At 63.5% G+C, this 16,139-nt stretch carries 18 protein-coding genes and 1 tRNA gene; 10 read left to right on the top strand and 9 right to left on the bottom strand.

All coding sequences use genetic code 11. The features are described from left to right. The first annotated feature begins 2 nt into the window (after positions 1 to 2). Positions 3 to 356, top strand: coding sequence for a YbaN family protein (locus ACZ5CM_RS00770; RefSeq protein WP_464640386.1), 354 nt, complete (start codon positions 3 to 5; stop codon positions 354 to 356). Here ACZ5CM_RS00770 and ACZ5CM_RS00765 read toward each other — a convergent pair. From ACZ5CM_RS00765 to hemJ, 7 genes are all read right to left on the bottom strand, one after another. After that, positions 346 to 1,236, bottom strand: a complete 891-nt coding sequence (locus tag ACZ5CM_RS00765; protein ID WP_464640385.1) for a ParB/RepB/Spo0J family partition protein — start codon at positions 1,234 to 1,236, stop codon at positions 346 to 348. The two genes, ACZ5CM_RS00770 and ACZ5CM_RS00765, sit on opposite strands and share 11 nt — an antisense overlap. A 23-nt stretch (positions 1,237 to 1,259) precedes the next feature. Beyond that, on the bottom strand, positions 1,260 to 2,069 hold the full coding sequence (locus ACZ5CM_RS00760; protein ID WP_464640383.1) for a ParA family protein: 810 nt from the start codon (positions 2,067 to 2,069) through the stop codon (positions 1,260 to 1,262). After that, positions 2,062 to 2,685 (bottom strand): 16S rRNA (guanine(527)-N(7))-methyltransferase RsmG, encoded by a 624-nt coding sequence (gene rsmG, locus ACZ5CM_RS00755; protein ID WP_464640381.1) that lies wholly within the window; start codon positions 2,683 to 2,685, stop codon positions 2,062 to 2,064. Before rsmG ends, ACZ5CM_RS00760 begins: the two co-directional genes overlap by 8 nt. After that, the gene (mnmG, locus tag ACZ5CM_RS00750; RefSeq protein WP_464640379.1) at positions 2,682 to 4,550 is read right to left on the bottom strand and encodes a tRNA uridine-5-carboxymethylaminomethyl(34) synthesis enzyme MnmG; all 1,869 of its coding nucleotides are present in this window, start codon (positions 4,548 to 4,550) and stop codon (positions 2,682 to 2,684) included. Before mnmG ends, rsmG begins: the two co-directional genes overlap by 4 nt. A 12-nt stretch (positions 4,551 to 4,562) precedes the next feature. Further along, positions 4,563 to 5,849, bottom strand: coding sequence for a tRNA uridine-5-carboxymethylaminomethyl(34) synthesis GTPase MnmE (gene mnmE, locus ACZ5CM_RS00745; RefSeq protein WP_464640377.1), 1,287 nt, complete (start codon positions 5,847 to 5,849; stop codon positions 4,563 to 4,565). A 28-nt stretch (positions 5,850 to 5,877) separates the two neighbouring features. Further along, complete coding sequence (rho, locus tag ACZ5CM_RS00740) at positions 5,878 to 7,149, bottom strand: transcription termination factor Rho (RefSeq protein WP_464640375.1); 1,272 nt, start codon at positions 7,147 to 7,149, stop codon at positions 5,878 to 5,880. Between the two features lie 148 nt (positions 7,150 to 7,297). Then, positions 7,298 to 7,747, bottom strand: a complete 450-nt coding sequence (gene hemJ, locus ACZ5CM_RS00735) for a protoporphyrinogen oxidase HemJ (protein ID WP_464642663.1) — start codon at positions 7,745 to 7,747, stop codon at positions 7,298 to 7,300. Positions 7,748 to 8,143: 396 nt separating this feature from the next. On the opposite strand from hemJ, the gene ACZ5CM_RS00730 reads away from it, so the two are divergent. The 4 genes from ACZ5CM_RS00730 to dnaQ are packed head-to-tail and all read left to right on the top strand — an operon-like array spanning position 8,144 to position 10,842. After that, positions 8,144 to 8,743, top strand: coding sequence for a Maf family protein (locus tag ACZ5CM_RS00730; protein WP_464640373.1), 600 nt, complete (start codon positions 8,144 to 8,146; stop codon positions 8,741 to 8,743). Then, positions 8,740 to 9,573: a shikimate dehydrogenase gene (locus ACZ5CM_RS00725; protein WP_464640371.1), complete on the top strand. Its 834-nt coding sequence runs from the start codon at positions 8,740 to 8,742 to the stop codon at positions 9,571 to 9,573. Before ACZ5CM_RS00730 ends, ACZ5CM_RS00725 begins: the two co-directional genes overlap by 4 nt. Further along, entirely contained in the window at positions 9,570 to 10,163 is a 594-nt protein-coding gene (gene coaE / locus ACZ5CM_RS00720; protein WP_464640369.1) for a dephospho-CoA kinase, read from the top strand. Before ACZ5CM_RS00725 ends, coaE begins: the two co-directional genes overlap by 4 nt. Further along, positions 10,156 to 10,842 (top strand): DNA polymerase III subunit epsilon, encoded by a 687-nt coding sequence (dnaQ, locus tag ACZ5CM_RS00715; RefSeq protein WP_464640367.1) that lies wholly within the window; start codon positions 10,156 to 10,158, stop codon positions 10,840 to 10,842. The genes coaE and dnaQ overlap by 8 nt, the downstream gene beginning before the upstream one ends. Before the next feature lie 49 nt (positions 10,843 to 10,891). Here dnaQ and secB read toward each other — a convergent pair whose 3' ends face one another. Next, positions 10,892 to 11,413 carry a protein-export chaperone SecB gene (gene secB, locus ACZ5CM_RS00710; protein ID WP_464640365.1) on the bottom strand — a complete coding sequence of 174 codons (522 nt, stop codon included), beginning with the start codon at positions 11,411 to 11,413 and terminating at the stop codon, positions 10,892 to 10,894. A 55-nt stretch (positions 11,414 to 11,468) separates the two neighbouring features. Continuing rightward, the gene (locus ACZ5CM_RS00705) at positions 11,469 to 11,981 is read right to left on the bottom strand and encodes an FxsA family protein (RefSeq protein ID WP_464640363.1); all 513 of its coding nucleotides are present in this window, start codon (positions 11,979 to 11,981) and stop codon (positions 11,469 to 11,471) included. A gap of 106 nt (positions 11,982 to 12,087) precedes the next feature. Between ACZ5CM_RS00705 and ACZ5CM_RS00700 the strand changes: the two genes are divergently transcribed. The 5 genes from ACZ5CM_RS00700 to ACZ5CM_RS00680 all read left to right on the top strand — a co-directional run bounded on the left by ACZ5CM_RS00700 (position 12,088) and on the right by ACZ5CM_RS00680 (position 15,930). Beyond that, positions 12,088 to 12,747 carry a Tim44/TimA family putative adaptor protein gene (locus tag ACZ5CM_RS00700; RefSeq protein ID WP_464640362.1) on the top strand — a complete coding sequence of 220 codons (660 nt, stop codon included), beginning with the start codon at positions 12,088 to 12,090 and terminating at the stop codon, positions 12,745 to 12,747. Beyond that, the gene (gene mltA, locus ACZ5CM_RS00695; RefSeq protein ID WP_464640361.1) at positions 12,744 to 13,793 is read left to right on the top strand and encodes a murein transglycosylase A; all 1,050 of its coding nucleotides are present in this window, start codon (positions 12,744 to 12,746) and stop codon (positions 13,791 to 13,793) included. The genes ACZ5CM_RS00700 and mltA overlap by 4 nt, the downstream gene beginning before the upstream one ends. Beyond that, positions 13,790 to 14,377: a Smr/MutS family protein gene (locus tag ACZ5CM_RS00690; RefSeq protein WP_464640359.1), complete on the top strand. Its 588-nt coding sequence runs from the start codon at positions 13,790 to 13,792 to the stop codon at positions 14,375 to 14,377. The genes mltA and ACZ5CM_RS00690 overlap by 4 nt, the downstream gene beginning before the upstream one ends. Before the next feature lie 115 nt (positions 14,378 to 14,492). After that, complete coding sequence (locus tag ACZ5CM_RS00685) at positions 14,493 to 15,764, top strand: NAD(P)/FAD-dependent oxidoreductase (protein ID WP_464640357.1); 1,272 nt, start codon at positions 14,493 to 14,495, stop codon at positions 15,762 to 15,764. An 89-nt stretch (positions 15,765 to 15,853) separates the two neighbouring features. Beyond that, positions 15,854 to 15,930 (top strand) — tRNA-Met (locus tag ACZ5CM_RS00680). Positions 15,931 to 16,139: the final 209 nt, after the last annotated feature.

Genomic DNA, 16,139 nt, shown 5'->3' with positions numbered 1-16,139 from the left:
TGGTGAAATATCTCTGGGCCGGGCTGGGGCTGATCTGCGTGGGGCTTGCGATCATCGGCATCTTCCTGCCCTTGCTGCCCAGCGTTCCCTTCCTTCTGCTGGCCGCGTTCCTGTTCGCGCGATCTTCATCCCGGCTGCATGAGTGGATCCTGTCGCACCGCACATTCGGGCCTATCATCGAGGACTGGAGCCGCTCGGGGGCCATCCGACCACGGGCGAAACGCATGGCCACCCTGTCGATCCTGGCGGTGCCGGGGCTTTCCCTGGCTCTGTCCGTTCCGATAAAAATTCTTTTATTTCAAATAGTTATACTTTCCCTCGTGCTTGCATTCATCTGGAGCCGCCCTAACGCGTGAGGCGGCCGCACAGTTCATCAAGCTGATCGAGCGAGTCATACAAGATCACCACCCGCCCGGATTCTGCACCCGGCTTGTGCTCGATGCTGACCTTCATGCCCAGATTCGCGGCCAGGTCGGCCTCGAGCGCGCGGGTGTCGGCATCCTTTTCCACCGCCTTGCCACGCGTCGGTCCGGCGGCCCCCTGATCCCCGCCCCGGGCCTGTTTCTTGACCAGGGCCTCGGTCGCCCGCACCGACAGCCCGCCCCGAACAACCTTTCTTGCCAGCTCCGAGGGGTTCTCGGCCGTGATCAAGGCGCGGGCATGACCGGCGGACAGCTTGCCCTCGCGCACAAGATCCTGCACATCCTCGGGCAGGGTCAGCAGTCGCAACAGGTTGGCAATATGGCTGCGGCTCTTACCCAGGGCCTGGCTCAGCTTTTCCTGCGTGTGGCCGAAACGGTCCATCAACTGGCGAAAGCCCAGCGCCTCTTCCAGCGGGTTCAGATCGGCGCGCTGGATGTTCTCGATGATCGCGATTTCCAGAACTTCCGAATCGTCCAGATCACGCACCAGAACCGGGACCTCGTGCAGCTGTGCGATCTGCGCGGCGCGCCAGCGGCGCTCACCGGCCACGATCTGGTATTCTCCATCGCCCAGCGGGCGCACGATCAGGGGCTGGATGATCCCCTTTTCGCGGATCGAGGCGGCCAGATCTTCAAGATCCGATTCGTCAAAGGCCCGACGGGGCTGATCGGGGTTGGCGCTCAGCTTCTCGATGGGCACGCGCATGTCGGGCGCCCGGGGCGTGTCCGCGGTTGGAGAAGCCTCGGGCCGAACATCCGCCATCAGCGCCGAAAGCCCCCGGCCAAGTCCGCGCGGCTTTGCCTTGTTATCCATTTCTTCTTCTCCCTCGTAGCCGATCACGCGGCGATTTTTCCATGTTTTTCAAGCACCTCTTCCGCCAGCGCCCGATAGGCCAGGGCACCCTGCGAATTCGGATCATAGGCCAGAACCGGCATCGCGTAGGATGGGGCCTCGCTGACCCGGACATTGCGGGGGATCAAGGTGCGGAACACCAGCTCTCCCAGGTTTTCCCGCGCATCCTGTTCGACCTGGTGCGACAGGTTGTTCCTGCGATCATACATGGTCAGCACGATCCCCTCGATCCGAAGATCCGGGTTGGCCGTCTGACGGACCTCGCGAATGGTCAGCATCAGCTGCGACAGGCCCTCCAGCGCAAAAAACTCGCTTTGCAACGGAACCAGGATGGAATGGGCGGCGACCATCGCGTTGACCGTCAGAAGATTCAACGAGGGCGGGCAGTCGATCAGAATGAAGTCGAACCCGAAACGATCCATCGCCGTCTGGCGCAGCGCATCATGCAGCAGGAAACTGCGTTTCACATTGGAAATCAGTTCAATATCGGCGGAACTGAGATCGACCGTGGAAGGAATGATCGACAAACCCTCAAAGCGCGTGGACTGGATGACCTCCTCTAGGGGCGCATCTTCGATCAACAGATCATAGGTCGTCTTGCGGCGGTCCGGCAGCTCGATTCCCAGACCGGTAGAGGCGTTGCCCTGCGGATCCAGATCGACCACCAGAACCTTTCGGCCCCGTTCGGCCAACGCGGCAGCAAGATTGATTGCCGTCGTCGTCTTGCCAACCCCACCCTTCTGATTTGCAATGGCAATGATTTTTGGGCCGTTCGGTCTGGAAAGATCAGGCACGCGACACTCCTTTGATCTTGAGGATCACTGCTCCGTCCTCTGTCCTGCTTTTAATCGCCTGCACGTCAAAGTGCCACCGCCTTCGGGCGCGCTCAAGCTCGGCCCGCCAGCGTACCCCCTTTGGAAACAGCGCCGTCCCGCCGGGAGAAAGATGCCGCTCTGAAAATTCAAGCAACTTGTCAAGCTCGGCCAAGGCGCGCGCTGAAAGCGTGTCGGCGCCGATCGGTTCGATTTCTTCGATTCTGTGGGCAAGGACCCTGCATTTCACCCCGGTTTCCCGCATGACCGCGCGCAGGAAAGCAGCCTTGCGCTGATCGCTCTCCACCAGAACGGTTTGCATATCGGGCGCGCGTTCGGCCGCGAGAATCGCCACGACAAGCCCCGGAAACCCGCCGCCACTTCCCAGATCGACCCACAGGCGGCCCGGCTTGGCACAATCGAAAACCTGAGCAGAATCAAGAATATGGCGGTTCCACAGATCGTCCAGACTGGCGCGGGAAACAAGATTTATCCGCGTCGTCCATTTGCGAAGAAGCGATTCGAACAGGGCGAACCGATCGAGTGTTTCACGTGAAACATTCAGTTCCCCTCCCTGCCGCGCCAGAGACCCGGTCATGCCGATCTTGCGCCTTGCGAGCGGCGCAGCCGCGACAGGATCAGCGTCAGCGCCGCCGGCGTCATGCCGTCGATTCGCGATGCTTGCGCGAGGTTTTCCGGCCGGCTTTGCAACAGCTTGGCCTTCAGCTCATTGGACAACCCGTCGATCGCGGCATAGTCGAAATCGACTGGGATCTTGTGCCCCTCATCCCGCCGCAGCGCTTCGATGTCCCGCTTTTGCCGCTCGATGTAGTTCGCATACAGCGCATCGTTCTTCAGTTGGCGCCTTATACCCTCTTCCACACCGTCAAGCGTTCCATCGAAGGAAAGGAGATCTTCAAACTTCACATCAGGGAATGCCAGAAGATCCATGCCCGAACGTCTGTTCCCGTCTTGGTTCACCGCAATACCGGCTTGGAGAATCATCGACGGGGTGAGCGACAGGGATTCCAGCCTGCTGCGCGCGTTGGAAAGCTTGTCCATCTTTTCGGAAAATTCGCGCCGCCGCGTCTCGGACACGCAACCCAGCGAGATCGCTAGCGGCGTCAACCGCTGATCGGCATTGTCGGCGCGAAGCGACAAGCGGAATTCGGCCCGCGATGTGAACATCCTGTAGGGTTCGCTCACGCCGCGGGTGACCAGATCGTCAATCATCACGCCGATATAGCTGTCCGCCCGGCCAAAAGTGACGCCCTGCTCTTCCCTGGTGAACAAGGCCGCGTTCAGACCGGCCACGAGTCCTTGTGCGGCCGCCTCTTCATATCCGGTCGTGCCATTGATCTGCCCGGCCAGGAACAGCCCCGGCACATCCTTGACCGCAAGCTGCAAGGTCAGGGATCGGGGGTCAACGTAATCATACTCGATGGCATAGCCCGGCTGGAGAATCCTTGCGGATTCCAGACCCTTGATGGAATGAACATATGCCTCCTGAACCTCCTGCGGCAGCGAGGTCGAAATGCCGTTAGGGTAAACCGTGTGGTCATCAATGCCCTCGGGCTCAAGAAAGATCTGATGCGAATCCTTTTCGGCAAACCGCACGATCTTGTCCTCGATCGAGGGACAATAGCGCGGGCCGACGCCCTCGATATGGCCCCCATACATGGCCGAGCGCGACAGGTTGTTTCGGATGATCTCGTGTGTCCGGGGGTTGGTGTGAGTGATTCCGCAGGCAACCTGGGGGGCGGTCACGCCTTTGGACAGAAAGGAAAACAGCACCGGATCTTCGTCCCCCGGCTGCTTTTCAAGCCCCGACCAATCGATCGTACGCCCGTCCAGCCGTGGCGGAGTCCCGGTCTTCAGCCGCCCCAGCGGCAGGCCGAAAGATTCGATCCGCTCGGCCAGGCGAACCGACGGCCGGTCGCCCATGCGTCCTCCGGGGCGGGAGACGTCGCCAATGTAAATGACCCCGCGCAGAAACGTCCCCGAGGTCAGGATCACCGCGCGGGCCGGAATTTCAGCGCCATCTGCAAGAATCACGCCGGCAACCGATCGGCCCTGCATGAGAAAATCGATGACCTCGCCTTCGATGATCCGCAGATTTTTCCTGTTTTCCGTTTCCGCCAACATCGCCGCACGATAGAGCGCCCGGTCGGCCTGCGCCCGCGGGCCCTGAACCGCCGGCCCCTTGCGCCGGTTCAACAGACGAAACTGAATCCCGGCACGGTCGGTAACCCGGCCCATGACACCGTCCATGGCATCGATTTCACGCACCAGATGCCCCTTACCCAGCCCTCCAATGGCCGGATTGCAGGACATGACGCCGATATCGGCGCGCCGCAGCGTCACGAGGGCAACCCTGGCCCCCATCCGCGCCGCGCCATGGGCGGCCTCGGTCCCTGCATGACCGCCCCCGACGACAACGACATCAAATCCCGAATGTTTCACGTGAAACACTCCTCACTTGCCAAGGCAAAAGCTGGCAAAGATTTCATCCAGCAGATTTTCCACATCGATACGCCCGACCAGGGATTCAAGCGCACGAATCGCGCTGCGGATTTCTTCTGCCGCCTTATCATAATCATCCGGACCCCGCGCCAAAACCTGTCGCGCCGCCTTGATCGCGCCCAGCGCCCGATTCATCGCCGCGCGATGACGTTCCCTGGTTGCGATCCCAGCACCGGTCGTTCGCCGGGAAAGCTCGGCCGAGATCTTCTCGACAAGATCGTCCAGCCCCTGCCCCGTCACTCCGGAAACCGCGCCTTCCGGCGACTCGCGCAGATCTGCCTTGGGAAGAACGCGAATATCCCCCGGCCGCATCTTCACGTCCAGCTGTTCCCCTTCTTCGACAAGAAACACGCGCAGATCCGCCGTTTCCGCCCGTTCGCGTGCCAGGGCAACGCCGATTTCCTCGATTTCGTCCTGCGCCTCGCGCAGACCGGCGGTATCCAGCAATGTCACCGGCAGGCCGGCCAGGTCCATTCGCACCTCGATCACGTCCCGCGTGGTGCCCGCATGGGCAGAGGTAATCGCCGCCTTGCGCCCGGACAAGGCATTCAGAAGCGTGGATTTGCCCACATTCGGTGCACCGACAATCGCAACCTCAAAGCCGGAGCGGATCCGCTCGGTGATCGAAACTCCTTCGCATTGGCGCCGCAGATCGGTTTCCACGCGGTCAAGGCATTGAATGACCTCGGGGGTCACATCCACCGGCACCTCTTCGTCGGCGAAATCCAGAACCGCCTCGATCAAGGCGGCGGCACGGATCAGGTCGCTCCGCCATCCTTCGGCCAGCGCGCCAAGTTCGCCCTCAAGCAGCGCCTGAGCCTGCCGCCGCTGCGCCTCGGTTTCCGCGTCGATCAGGTCGGCCAACCCTTCGACCTGCGCCAAGTCCAGCTTGCCGTTTTCAAGCGCGCGACGGGTAAATTCCCCCGGCTCCGCCGGCCGAAGCCCGTCGATCCGGGCCAGGCGGTCGAGAATGGCCGAAACCACCGCAACGCTGCCGTGAACCTGAAACTCGACCACATCTTCGCCCGTGAAACTGGATGGAGCCGAAAAGGTCAGAACCACCGCGCTGTCCAGAATCTGCCCCGGTGCGTCACGCAGGCTGCGAACGGCCATGCCTCGGCGCGCAAGCCCCTCGCCCGCCAGAGCCGCAGCTGTCCGATGCGCCTGTGGGCCGGAAACCCGGATGACCGCGACCCCGGCCTTGCCCGAGGCGCTGGCCAAGGCGAAAATCGTATCCATCTGGCAACCTCGTGGCTGGGGACCACGCTCAGGCGTTCATGGAGTCGAAGAACTCGGCGTTGGTCTTGGTCTGTTTCAGCTTGGACAGCAGGAACTCGATCGCATCCGTCGTACCCATCGGGTTGAGGATCCGGCGCAGCACATACATCTTCTGCAGATCCTTCGGATTGACCAGAAGATCCTCTTTCCGGGTGCCGGATTTGAGGATGTCGATGGCCGGGAAGACCCGCTTGTCGGCAATCTTTCGATCCAGGACGATCTCGGAGTTGCCGGTGCCCTTGAACTCTTCGAAGATCACCTCGTCCATGCGGCTGCCGGTGTCGATCAGCGCCGTGGCGATGATGGTCAGCGAGCCTCCCTCCTCGATATTGCGCGCCGCTCCGAAGAAGCGTTTGGGCCGTTGCAGCGCATTCGCATCCACGCCGCCGGTCAGAACCTTGCCCGAAGACGGAACAACTGTATTGTAAGCTCTACCAAGTCTTGTGATCGAATCGAGAAGTATCACAACATCTCGTTTGTGTTCGACCAAGCGCTTGGCCTTCTCGATCACCATTTCCGCCACGGCCACATGGCGCGAGGCCGGCTCGTCGAAGGTCGAGGAGACCACCTCGCCCTTCACCGAGCGCTGCATGTCCGTGACTTCCTCGGGGCGCTCGTCGATCAGCAGGACGATCAAATAGCATTCGGGGTGATTTTTCTCGATCGAATGGGCGATGTTCTGCAGGATCACCGTCTTGCCGGTGCGCGGCGGCGCCACGATCAGGCAGCGCTGCCCCTTCCCGATCGGCGACACCAGGTCGATCACGCGGGCCGACTTGTCCTTGATGGTGGGATCCTCGATCTCCATCTTCAGGCGCTCGTCGGGGTAAAGCGGCGTGAGGTTGTCGAAGGCGATCTTGTGGCGCGCGCGCTCGGGATCCTCGAAATTGATCTTTCGCACCCCGGTCAGCGCGAAATAGCGCTCGTTGTCCTCGGGCGCCTTCATCGGCCCCGACACCGTGTCGCCCGTGCGCAGGGAATACTGGCGGATCATGTCGGGCGAGACATAGATGTCGTCCGGTCCCGGCAGATAGTTGGCCTCGGGCGAGCGCAGGAAGCCGAACCCGTCCTGGAGCACCTCCAGCACGCCGTCGCCGCCGATTTCCCATCCTTCTTCCGCGCGTTCGCGCAGGATCTGGAACATCATGTCGCCCTTGCGCATGGTCGAGGCGTTCTCGATCTCGAGCTCCTCGGCCATGGAGAGCAGGTCCTTGGGGCTTTTCGCCTTGAGGTCGGACAGATTCAGGCTTTGCTGTGTCATGGGATTTATGGCCCTTGCACGTCGCATGGGCGACGCAAGCTGGAATATATGACGGAAGACACGTCGCCCGGATGGGCGCGTTGCCCCCAGATAGTCGCGACAGAGGCCCGAGTCAAACCCCCATCGCGCCACGGGGTGCGGATCTGCCTCAGAACTTCACGATCACCGCAATGACGATCACCGCCATCAGCACGGTGGGCACCTCGTTCATCATCCGGAATTGCCGGCCGCTCAGTCGGTTGCGATCGGCCAGGAAATCGCGCCGCCGCGCGGCCAGCCAGAAGTGAAACCAGGTCATGGCCAGCACCGAGGCGCCCTTGACCCACGGCCATGGCAGCGTCCAGTCCACCACCCCCGGCGTGGCGGCCAGAAGCAGGCCGAAAACCCATGCCGCAATCATGGCCGGACGCATGATGAAGTCGAGAAGCTTCCGCTCCATCACCTCGAAGATCGCCGTTGCGCCGTCGATCTCCTGCGCCCGTTCCACGTGATAGACGAACAGGCGCGGCAGGTAGAACAGACCTGCCATCCAGGAAATCACCGCCATGACGTGCAGCGCCTTGATCCACGGATAAAGGTCGAAAAGGAGGTTCACCATGATTTCCCCGGCCATGCGTTCATGCCTTCCTAGATAAAGAATGAAAAAGAAGAAAGATTGTTGGTTTTGTAGGACAGCCCGGAGTTGTGGATCTTTTTGTCGCTCACCGGTTTGACCACATGTGGGCATGACCGGCGGAAAATATCCACAGGATGTGAAAAATGAAAGATTCATGTGTGATTACAACTGGTTGATGTAATTCAGGCGGGGGAAACGGGTTGCGGAAGATCTGTTGACAGGCGGTTTTTCCACGATCTCGCGGTTATCCTTTTCCAGACGGGAGATGTCCCGGGCATTCCGATGACAGGACATGCGGGATGCGCGGGGTTGCGGTGGAATGTGGAGTTCGGGCAAATCTGTTCCCACCCCCTGTCGATCTGCAAAGGGTTTATCCACATGACTGCCCCCATCATCCTGGCGTCGGGTTCGGCCATTCGCGCGCAACTGTTGCGCAATGCCGCGGTGCCCTTCGAAGTGGTCGTGCCGCGCGTGGACGAGGAAGCGATGAAATCCGCCCTTCTGGCCGAAGGCGCGCCGCCGCGCGACATCGCGGACGCTCTGGCCGAGATGAAGGCCAGGAAGGTCAGTTCGCGGATGCCCGGCCCGCTGGTTCTTGGATGCGACCAGGTTCTGGATTTCCGCGGCAAACTGATTTCCAAGCCCGTCAGCCGGGACGCGGCATTCGAGCTGCTGCGCCAGATGCGGGGGGATCGTCATGCGCTGCTTTCGGCTGCCGTCATCTGCCGCGGCGGGGAACCGATCTGGCGCCATGTTGGAAAGGTGCGTCTGAAGATGCACGATATGTCCGACGACTATCTGCGCGCCTATGTAGCGCGCAACTGGGACAGCATCCGCCACAGCGTCGGTGCCTACAAGCTCGAGGAAGAGGGCGTCCGGCTGTTCAGCGCCATTGACGGCGACTATTTTAACGTTTTGGGTATGCCACTGATGGAGCTTCTTGATTATCTGATGCTGAAAGGGGTGATCGAGCAATGACCGACACGCAAATTCCCCTTGCCGGTGTGATCGGGTCTCCGATTGCGCATTCGCGTTCGCCCCGGCTGCATCGTCACTGGCTCAAGACCTACGGGATCGAAGGCTACTACATCCCGATGGACGTGGCGGCCGGCGATCTCGAACAGGTATTGCGCACCCTGCCCAAGGCCGGTTTCGTCGGTGTCAATGTCACCATCCCGCACAAGGAGGCGGCGTTGCAGCTGGCCGATCAGGTCACCGATCGCGCCACGCTGATCGGCGCTGCCAACACGTTGATATTCCGTCCCGACGGACGGATCATCGCCGACAACACCGACGGTTACGGCTTTCTCGAAAACCTGCGCAGTGGCGCGCCCGACTGGCATCCGAAATCGGGTCCGGCGGTGGTCTTCGGCGCCGGGGGCGCGGCACGGGCGGTGGTCGCCTCTCTGATCGAGGCGGGCGTTCCCGAGATCCTGGTCACCAACCGCACCCGCGCCCGCGCCGAGCGCCTGCACGAGGATTTCGGCAAGCGGGTCCGCGTCGTGGACTGGGTGCAGGCCGGAAATATCGTCGAAGAGGCCCGCCTGCTGGTCAATACGACCTCTCTGGGCATGATCGGAAAACCGGAATTGCGGGTACCGCTTGACGGGTTGCAAAGGGGAACGGTGGTGACCGACCTGGTCTATACGCCGCTCAAGACGCATCTGCTTCAGGTGGCGGAAGAGGCCGGATGCATCACCGTGGATGGTCTGGGGATGCTGCTCTACCAGGCGGTTCCCGGTTTCGAACGCTGGTTCGGCACCCGACCCGTCGTTGACAACGCAACCCGCGCGGCGGCGCTGAGATGAGCTTCCGCCTCGGGTTGACCGGATCCATCGGCATGGGAAAGTCCACCACCGCGCGCCTCTTTGCCGATGAGGGATGCGCGGTATGGGATGCCGACGCCGCCGTGCACCGCCTTTATGCACCGGGGGGTGCGGCGGTCCGACCGCTGGGGCGGATCTTTCCCGAAGCGATCGTCGATGGCGGGGTCAGCCGCGAGGCCCTGCGCGCGATCATCGCCCGCGACCCCGGCGCGCTGGCCCGGATCGAGGCCATCGTTCACCCGCTGGTGGCCGAGGACCGGGCGAATTTCCGCGATCGCGCCGAGGCCGATATCATCGTCTTCGACATCCCTCTGCTGTATGAAACCGGGGGCGAGGCCGAGATGGACGCCGTTGCCGTGGTCAGCGCCCCGCCCGAGGTGCAAAGGCAAAGGGTGCTGGCGCGCGGAACCATGAGCGAAGAGGAATTCGAGGCCATTCTTGCCAAGCAGATGCCCGACGCGGAAAAGCGCGCGCGCGCCGATTTCGTGATCGTGACCGACACGCTGGACCACGCCCGGCAGCAGGTGCGAGAGATTGTTCGCAAGATAAGGTCGGAAATCGCCCATGCGTGAAATTGTCCTTGATACGGAAACGACCGGCTTCGATCCCGAGGCCGGCGACCGAATCGTCGAAATCGGCGCGGTTGAGCTGTGGAACCATGTGCCCACGGGTGAAACCTATCACCAGTACATCAACCCCCAGCGTGACATGCCGCAGGACGCGTTCGAGGTTCACGGTCTGAGCACCGAGTTCCTCAGCGACAAGCCGATCTTCGCCGAGATCGGTCGGACGTTCCTCGATTTTCTGGGCGATGCAAAGCTGGTCATTCACAATGCCGCCTTCGACATGAAGTTCCTCAATGCCGAGCTGGCCCGCATCGACCTGCCTCCGATCCCGTGGGAACGGGCCATCGACACGCTGGCCATCGCCCGACAGAAGTTTCCCGGCTCGCCGGCCTCGCTCGATGCGCTGTGCCGGCGGTTCGGGATCGACAACTCGGCCCGGACGCTGCACGGCGCGCTGCTGGACTCGGAGATTCTGGCCGAGGTCTATCTGGAACTGATCGGCGGCCGGCAGCCGGATTTCGGACTGATGGTCAGCGCCGGTGGCGAGGGTGGAGAATCTGCCGGGAACTGGCGCCCGCGCCCGCGCCCGTCCCCCCTGCCCCCGCGCCTGACCGAGGCCGAGCGCGCAGCGCATGAGGCCTTTGTCGAGGCGCTGGGCGAAGGTGCGCTGTGGAAACGCGGCTGACCGAACGCCCGGCACGGGGCCGGGCGCGTCTGCGCTGACGGGATCGCGTTCAGGCGTTGGCGGTCTGCCCGCCCTTCTCGGCCGCCTGCCGACGGGCAAGCTCGGCGCGATAAAGCGCGACGAAATCGATCGGATCCATGTTCAGCGGCGGGAAGCCGCCATCGCGGGTGACATCGCTGACGATCCGCCGCAGATAGGGGAACAGCATCCGCGGACACTCGATCAGCAGGAAGGCGTGAAGTTGTTCGTCGGGCACGCCGTCGATGAAGAAGAACCCGCCATAGTCGATCTCCAGCAGGAAAAGAACATTTTCCGTGCCCTTGGCCCTGGATTCGATGTTCAGCTTGACGCTGACCTCGAACTGCTTCTCCTGGCCTTCGCGGCGCCTGGCGTCGAGGTTGACCTGCACGTTGACATCCGGCTGGATGTCGCTGTTGGCAACCGGTTTCTGTACCAGCACGTTCTCGAAGGACAGGTCGCGGATGAACTGTCCCAGGATCCGCATCTGGATTTCCGGCAACTGCTGCTGATTGCCTGCTGCGGCTGCGCCGTTCTCACCATTCTCGGCCATCGTCACTCTCCTGGATACGCGGTCGGGGACTGCTTAGCAGGTCGGTCGGGCCACCTCAATGCCGGTCGTTTTCGATCCATCCCGACGGCCCCCGGCGGGGCCGCTGGCGCGGGCGAATTTCCTCGAACTCGCCGTCGATCACGTCTCCACCCTCGGGGCCGCGGCCGAGGTCGTCGCCATATGCGCGCCACGTCCCCTCAGGCCCCATCCGGAAGCCGGTGACGACCATCCGTGCCCGGATGTGGCGGAACACGGCCGACCGGAATGCCGGAACCAGCAGCGCAAAGCCGATGGCATCGGTAAAGAACCCCGGGGTGAGCAGAAGCACGCCGGCAATCAGGATCATCGCGCCATGGGCCAGCGGTTCGGTCGGGTCGTCGAGCTCGGCGAAAGACCGGCGCAGCTGCCCGATCGCAATCAGCCCCTGCGTGCGCACCAGCCAGGTGCCAAGGATTGCCGTCAGCACCACGATGCCCAGCGTCGGCCACAGGCCGATCGCCCCGCCAACCTGGATGAACAGGGCGATCTCGATCAGAGGCACGAGCAGAAACGCCAGAAACAACACCATATGGGAGGTCCTTTCGATTGCGCTTGCGGTGGACTTGGCCCCGCACGTCACCTACATAGGGGCGGACAGGCCCTTATACAAAGCCCGCCGCGAAAACGAGGACCGAATGAATTCTTCTCTGATCCAGCTTCTGGTGCTTGCCGGAATCGCCGTGTTCCTGATCCTCCGGCTGCGCAGCGTTCTCGGTACCCGGGAAGGCTTCGAAAAGCCGCCCCTGCCCGAAGATGCACCCGACCGCGGCGCGCGTCGCGATTTCGAGGTCATCGAAGGTGGACCCGACCGCGACATCACCGATCATGTGCCCGAGGACAGCCCCATCGCGGCCGAACTGGCGGCAATGAAGCGGATCGAGCCGGAATTTTCCGTGAACGATTTCGTCCAGGGCGCCCGCGGCGCCTACGAGATGATCGTCATGGCGTTCGAGCGCGGCAATATCGAAGAGGTCCGCCCGTTTCTCGCGGACGAGGTCTATGACGCCTTTGCCGAGGCGATCCGGCTGCGCGAAGAGCAGGGCCTGACCGTCGAGGCCGAATTCATCGGCGTGCGCGAGGTGACGATCGTCGACGCCCGGTTCGACAAGGACACGAACGAGGCCGACATCACCGTCCGCCTCGTGGGCGAACTGACCTCGGTGGTGCGCAACAGCAACGGCGAAGTGGTGGAAGGAAGCCCGACGGCCGTCAAGCGCCAGAAGGACACCTGGGTCTTTTCGCGCGTCATGGGCTCGCCCGATCCGAACTGGCGGCTTGTTGCCACGGACGCATGATCGGGGCGCTGCGCGCGATCCTGTTGGCGGGGGCCGCCGCAACCGTGACCGGGATCGGGGCCAGAGCGGAAGTCACCTACGAGATCCTTCGCTTCGATCAGCTCGACGGGTGGGAAAAGGACGACCACGCAGCGGCACTGCGAGCCTTCCTTGTCACCTGCCCGGATCTCGACGCGCCCGACTGGCAGACCATATGCGCCCTGGCCCAGCAGATCGAGCCGGACGCGGCACAGCAGTTCTTTGAACTGTTCTTTCGCCCGGTCTTGGTCCGCGACGGCGCCGAGACCCTGTTCACCGGGTATTACGAGCCCGAGCTGAACGGGTCGCGCACCCGCACCGAGCGGTTCCGCTATCCTCTTTACCGGATGCCGCCCGAGGCGCGGAAATCCAACCCGTGGCTGAGCCGCCGCCAGATCGTGGAAAGCGGCGTCCTGGAGGGCAGGGGGCTCGAGATCGCATGGGTGGACGATCCGGTCGAGCTGTTCTTCCTCCAGATCCAGGGTTCGGGGCGCATCCGGTTGCAGGACGGCACCACGATCCGCGTGGGCTATGGCGGGTCGAACGGTCATCCCTATCGGTCGATCGGGGTCGAGATGGTCCGGCGCGGGATCTACAAGCCCCATCAGGTCAGCGCGCAGGTGATCCGCAACTGGGTTCGCCGCAACCCCGAGGCCGGGCGCGAGTTGCTGCTGTTCAACCCCGGTTTCGTCTTTTTCCGGATCATCCGCGAGATCGGCGAAGGCGAAGGTCCGCTTGGCGCGATGAACCAGCCGCTCACGCCGTTGCGCTCGATCGCGGTGGATCCCGAATTCGTCCCCCTCGGCGCGCCGGTGTGGATCGAGAAGGATGGCGCCGGAAGGATGCACCGGCTGATGATCGCGCAGGATACCGGATCGGCCATACGCGGCGCGCAGCGGGCGGATATCTTTTTCGGCACCGGCGACGCGGCCGGTCAGGCGGCCGGCCGGCTTCGGGACAGGGGGCGCATGGCCGTTCTGCTGCCGATACAGAGGGCCTGGGCGATGATACCGGAGGATCTCCAATGACGCGCCGCCGCCCGACCACGGACGAGATGGAGCTGTGGCAGCGCGTTGTGCGCAAGGCCGAAAGGCTGCACCCGCCGGGCCGGCAGCCCGCGCAGACGGTGCCGCTGCCGGGGCGCAAGCCGAAAAAGCCGGCGCCACCGCCGATCGAGCCCTTCGCCCTGGGCCAGTCGGCCGCAACGCCGCCGCCCGCCCATGATCTGAAGCCCGCCCTGCGCGATCACCTGGCCCGCGCGCCGCTTGCCATGAACCGCAAGACATTCGCCCGCATGGTCCGCGGCAAGCTGAAGCCCGATGCCCGGATCGACCTGCACGGCCGGCGGCTTGACGAGGCGCATACCGCGCTGGTGCGGTTCATCCTGACCTCGCAGGCCTCGGGGCGGCGGCTGGTCCTGGTCATCACCGGCAAGGGCAGATCGGGGCGCGACGAAGGCCCGATCCCCACCCCTCGTGGCGTGCTGCGCCACCAGGTGCCGCAATGGCTGGCAATGCCGCCGCTGTCGCAGGCGGTTCTGCAGGTCACCCCCGCCCATGCCAGCCATGGCGGCGAGGGGGCATATTACGTCTACCTGCGCCGCCCCCGCTGAGCCCGCCGCGATTGCCCGACAGATGATCCGAAGGTGGACAGGCGCCGGGTTCTCCGGCAAATCTCGGGGCGTGCGCGGCACGAGCGCCGACTCGCCCGGCAGAGAAAGAGAACCCGTGACCGACGAAACACCGATTTCCCTGTGGGACCGGACTTCTGCCGAACCGGACCATGACGAGACTCTGGACAGCGATGCCACGACCGATGTCGCCATTGTCGGCGGCGGTTACACCGGCCTGGCGACCGCGCTGTTCTGTGCCGAGCGGGGCCTCGGCGTGCATGTGCTGGAATCGCACCGGATCGGGCATGGCGGATCGGGGCGCAATGTGGGGCTGGTCAATGCGGGGCTGTGGCTGCCCCCGCAGGACGTGCGGGCGCGCCTGGGCGAGGAAAGGGGCACCGCGCTGATCCGCGAACTGGGCGAGATGCCGGCGCGGGTGTTCGAGCTGATCGAGAAACACCGCATTCGCTGCGAGGCCGTCCGCAAGGGCACGATCCACGCCGCGCATTCGCGCCGTGGACTCGCCGACCTGGCCCGCCGTGCCGAGGGCTGGCGCGAAATGGGGGTTCGGGTGGATCTTCTGAGCGCCGACGAGGTGGCTGAGCGCACCGGCACCACGCGATTTTACGGCGGTTTGCTGGACCATCGCGCCGGAACCGTGAACCCGATGGGCTATGCCCGGGGTCTGGCGCAGGCGGCGCGGGCGGCGGGGGCGCGGATCTCGACCCGGACACGGGTGCGGCGGATCGAAAGGCGGGGCGGGCAGTGGGCGCTGGCGACCGATCGGGGCACGGTCACCGCGCGCCGGGTGGTGTTGTGCACCAATGCGTATACGGATGATCCGTGGCCGGAGCTGCGCCGCGCCGTTACGATAATTCATTTCTTCCAGCTGGCCACACCGCCGCTGGGGGATCGTGCCAGCAGCATCCTGGCGGGCGGGCAGGGGCTGTGGGACACTGCGCCGATCATGTTCAGCCTGCGCAAGGATGCAGAGGGGCGGCTGGTGATCGGGTCGATGGGGGCGGTCATGGGTGGCACTGGCGGGGTATCCCGGCGCTGGGCGGAACGCCGTCTGCGCCGCCTGTTTCCCGAGCTTGGCGACGTGACCTTCGAGGCCGCGTGGCACGGCCGCATCGCCATGACGCCCGATCACCTGTTCCGGATCCACCGGCTTGGCGACGGGTTCTACGCGCCCATCGGCTACAACGGGCGCGGGATCACCACCGGCACCATGTTCGGCCGGGCTCTGGCCGATCTTTTCACTGGCGCGGATGCGCAGGCCCTGCCGGTTCCGTTGAGCGAACCGCGTCCCGTCCCGTTCCGCTTCCTGCAGACCGGGGTCTATCACGCGGCCTTTGCCGCCCGGCAGATCATGGGCGGTATCTGACGGGCCCGAACGAGGAGACGCGATTTCGCGCCGACGCGAAGATTGCTCTTGACCCGGCGAAGGGACTCTCTTACATCGCGCCACGTCGTGGCGGAGTAGCTCAGCTGGTTAGAGCAGCGGAATCATAATCCGCGTGTCGGGGGTTCAAGTCCCTCCTCCGCTACCAGAACTCTTGGAGAACCCGAGCGATCGCATGTGCCAAGGGGCTTTGTTGTGCAAAGACGTGCGGGTTTGTTGCGGTGAATCCGGCATGACCGTCAGAGGATGTGAGCAGTCGGCCCCCTGCGAAGCCCGAGATCACGAACCGGTCAGTTTGCCATGAGGCGATGAAGCGACGCAGGCCGTCAACAATTTTCTACGATTCCGAGATGACGT

Source organism: Piezobacter thermophilus (assembly GCF_055386745.1).
This window is presented reverse-complemented; position numbering and strand designations above follow the sequence as displayed.